We start from the raw sequence: 2,800 nt of genomic DNA on the forward strand, positions 1-2,800 counted from the left end.
TTGAGTCCAATCTCGGTGTCCGCGCATTCGCCGACCACCTTGCCGGTGGCGCCGTCTCTGAACTGTGCCTCCAGCCCGGTCTGGCCCATGTAGGGCGTCGAGCCCACAGGCCGGCCGGTCGCCGCGCCCGCGCCCATCTCGGCGACGAAGCCGTAGGGCACCGCCGTGCCGACCAGGCTGGCCACGGTGTTGGTCGGGATCAGGGAGGTCAGCGCAAACTTCAGGCGCAACACACCCGGGCCAGGCGCATCGACGACCTGGACGCCAGGCTTGAGGTTCTGGACCAAGGCCGCATGAAAGTAGTCGAGCAGCGCCTTCAGGTCCGTCGGATCCACTGGACGCTGCTCAGCACCGGGCTCGAGGTAGACCTGGATGCGCTCGATCATGACCTTGTCGTAGCTGCCCCACCGGACSYCCGGTTGCAGCCAGCACAGGAAGCCCTCYCCGCCGGGCGTGGGCTTCAACCGGCCGGGCTCCGTGAGAAATCCAACYTTGCTGATCTTGGCMTCGGCGTTGTYGGATGCCACGATCCCGGTGCTGCTCGAGCCGGGYGTGGAACAGCCGGCAAGGAGTGCGCCRGAAGAAATTGCGACAACGGCGAGATAAGGACGAGCTCGACTTCCCACATTGACCCCTCTTGAATTCGGGGCCGAGCATAKGGGCAAACAGGCGTGCGCGCGCCTTCCCTAAAGGGCAGTAGACGACGCCCCGGAAAGCGCACACAGTGCACGGACCACCCCAYGAGCGCGCCGATCCCCGTTTCCATGTCGCTGTCGCTGATGACGATGCGAGCGTCTGTCGCTCGCTGGGGACTCCAGCAGTCACAGGAGAAACCGACCGACGTTGGAAGCGGCGCCGTTCCGTCTCGCGAGAGCTGTCTTCGATGTTTCTCKCCAAGCCAGATCAACTCAAGATTCTTCCATCCTGTACCAGAGTTTCAATCCATGAAAGTGCGTCTTTTCTCGCGGTTCGCCGCATTCGCAATGGCTCTCTTGCTCACCGCTTGCGCCGCACCGGGCTCGCAGCAATCATCGATGGCGATCCGCCAGGGCAAGATCGAGCAGATCATGCCGACCGAGATCCCGACCTCCCAGCATACCGGCGTGGGTGCAGTGCTCGGCGGACTGGCCGGTGTCGGGATTGGCAGCCTGATCGGCGGTGGCACCGGCCGCGATGTTGCGATGGTGGTGGGGGCGATCGGCGGTAGCGTGGCGGGCAGCCACATTGCGGAACGCTACAGCAAGCCGCTTGAAGGCCAGCAGATCTTCGTTCGCACCGACAGTGGTGTGCTTGTCGAGGTGACGCAGCCGGYGATGCCCGGACTGCGAGTGGGTCAGCGGGTCTTCATCGAGGGCAATGGCGAGGCCGCTCGCGTCCTGCCCCAATGAGCTGAAGTCCAGGACAAGTCCGCATACCCACCCCAGTCCGAGGAGTCAGCATGTCCTTTCGCGGTCGTTCCGCAACAGCCATGGTTTATTGCCTGGTCGCCAGTGGCTGCGCCAACTATCAACCTCTGCCGTCGATCATCGGAGGCTTCATGTCCCCGCTCGTGGCGCGAACCAGTTGCATCGACGCTGTTTCCCGCGAGTTCAAGGCGCCAAGGGAGAACGTGAAGCCAGTCGGCGATTCGATGAGCATGGAGCAAGGGTTTTACGTGGTCACCCTCAGCATCGGTGCCGGGCAAGCTGCAGTCAACTGCACGGTCAACGAGAACGGCGTCGTCTCCGACGTGATTCGCGCACGTTGAAGCGCGTTTCAGCGGCACAAGCCTTCGCCGGGCGTACCTGTCTTTCGATAGGCCCCTGGGAGTCGTGGTTCGACAAGACATGGAAGCCCGGTGAATTCGAACCCGTGAACGGATCTATGTCCGTTCCGGTGCGGCAGCACCGGGACGCGTCGACGAGCTTGTGCACCGTCATGAATCCCGTCTTCGCGGCCGGGAACGGCGTTGTCATACCGCCCTTCGGCATCCTCTCAAGTCACGTCACTCGACCCAGGCGAGAATTGGGCTTGGTCACCGAATGGAGTTTTCATGAGTTGGGTCACCATTGTCTGGGCCATGGTCGGGTCCGCGTGCCTGATGCTGGCTGCGGTGCACTTGCCGGTGTGGGTGAAGGATCGGGCAGCCTGGCCGAGTTTGTTCTTTTCGACCTTGGCGGTGGCGACCGCTGCGGTTGCCTTCTGCGAACTCGCCATGATGAAAGCGCAGGCGCCGGAAGCGTATGCGCTTGCGAATCGCGCGGGACAGGTGGCGGTCTGGCTCGCCACCGTGTCGCTGGTCGGTTTCGTGCGCGGCTATCTCAAAAGCGGTCGCGCCTGGTTGGGGTGGACCGTCGTCGTACTGCGGACCGTCACGTTGCTGCCCAACTTCCTGAGCGGCCAGTCACTGAACTTCAAAGAGATCTCGGCGCTGCGCGCCATTCCGTTCCTGGGCGAGAACGTCTCGATCGCCATCGGCACGCCCAATCCGTGGATGCTGGTCGGCCAGTTGGCGATGGGCCTGCTCGCGATTTTTGTCCTGGATGCCAGCCGCTCGGCCTGGCGCCGCGGCGACAGGGTCGCTGCGCTCACCATCGGCGGCACGGCCTGCTTCTTCGCCCTGGGTGGTGTGGGTCAGGCGGTGCTGGTGTTCTGGGGCTTTGTAGAGGCGCCGATCACGGTCAGCTTGTTCTCATTGGGCATTGTGTTCGCGATGGCCTACGAACTGAGTCGCAACGTGCGTCACGCGGCGAGACTGCTGCATGCGTTGCGCGAAAGCGAGGAGCGCATGACGCTCGCCACGCAAGCCGCGAACCTGGGC

At 63.6% G+C, this 2,800-nt stretch carries 4 protein-coding genes; 3 read left to right on the forward strand and 1 reads right to left on the reverse strand.

What is annotated here, in order from left to right; genetic code table 11:
• Positions 1–464: DUF3313 domain-containing protein (locus tag AC1D2E_RS35390; RefSeq protein WP_478201722.1), on the reverse strand; the 464-nt coding region annotated here is incomplete at its 3' end.
• Between the two features lie 480 nt (positions 465–944).
• On the opposite strand from AC1D2E_RS35390, the gene AC1D2E_RS35395 reads away from it, so the two are divergent.
• The 3 genes from AC1D2E_RS35395 to AC1D2E_RS35405 form a co-directional block, all read left to right on the forward strand.
• A complete protein-coding gene (locus AC1D2E_RS35395; RefSeq protein WP_478201723.1) occupies positions 945–1,388 on the forward strand; it encodes an outer membrane lipoprotein in 444 nt (147 codons plus the stop codon).
• A gap of 50 nt (positions 1,389–1,438) precedes the next feature.
• Positions 1,439–1,747 (forward strand): hypothetical protein, encoded by a 309-nt coding sequence (locus AC1D2E_RS35400; RefSeq protein WP_478201724.1) that lies wholly within the window; start codon positions 1,439–1,441, stop codon positions 1,745–1,747.
• Between the two features lie 285 nt (positions 1,748–2,032).
• Positions 2,033–2,800 (forward strand): hypothetical protein (locus tag AC1D2E_RS35405; protein WP_478201725.1); only part of this gene is annotated, 768 nt, incomplete at its 3' end.

The sequence above is a fragment of the Variovorax sp. P1_H2 genome (assembly GCF_056405295.1).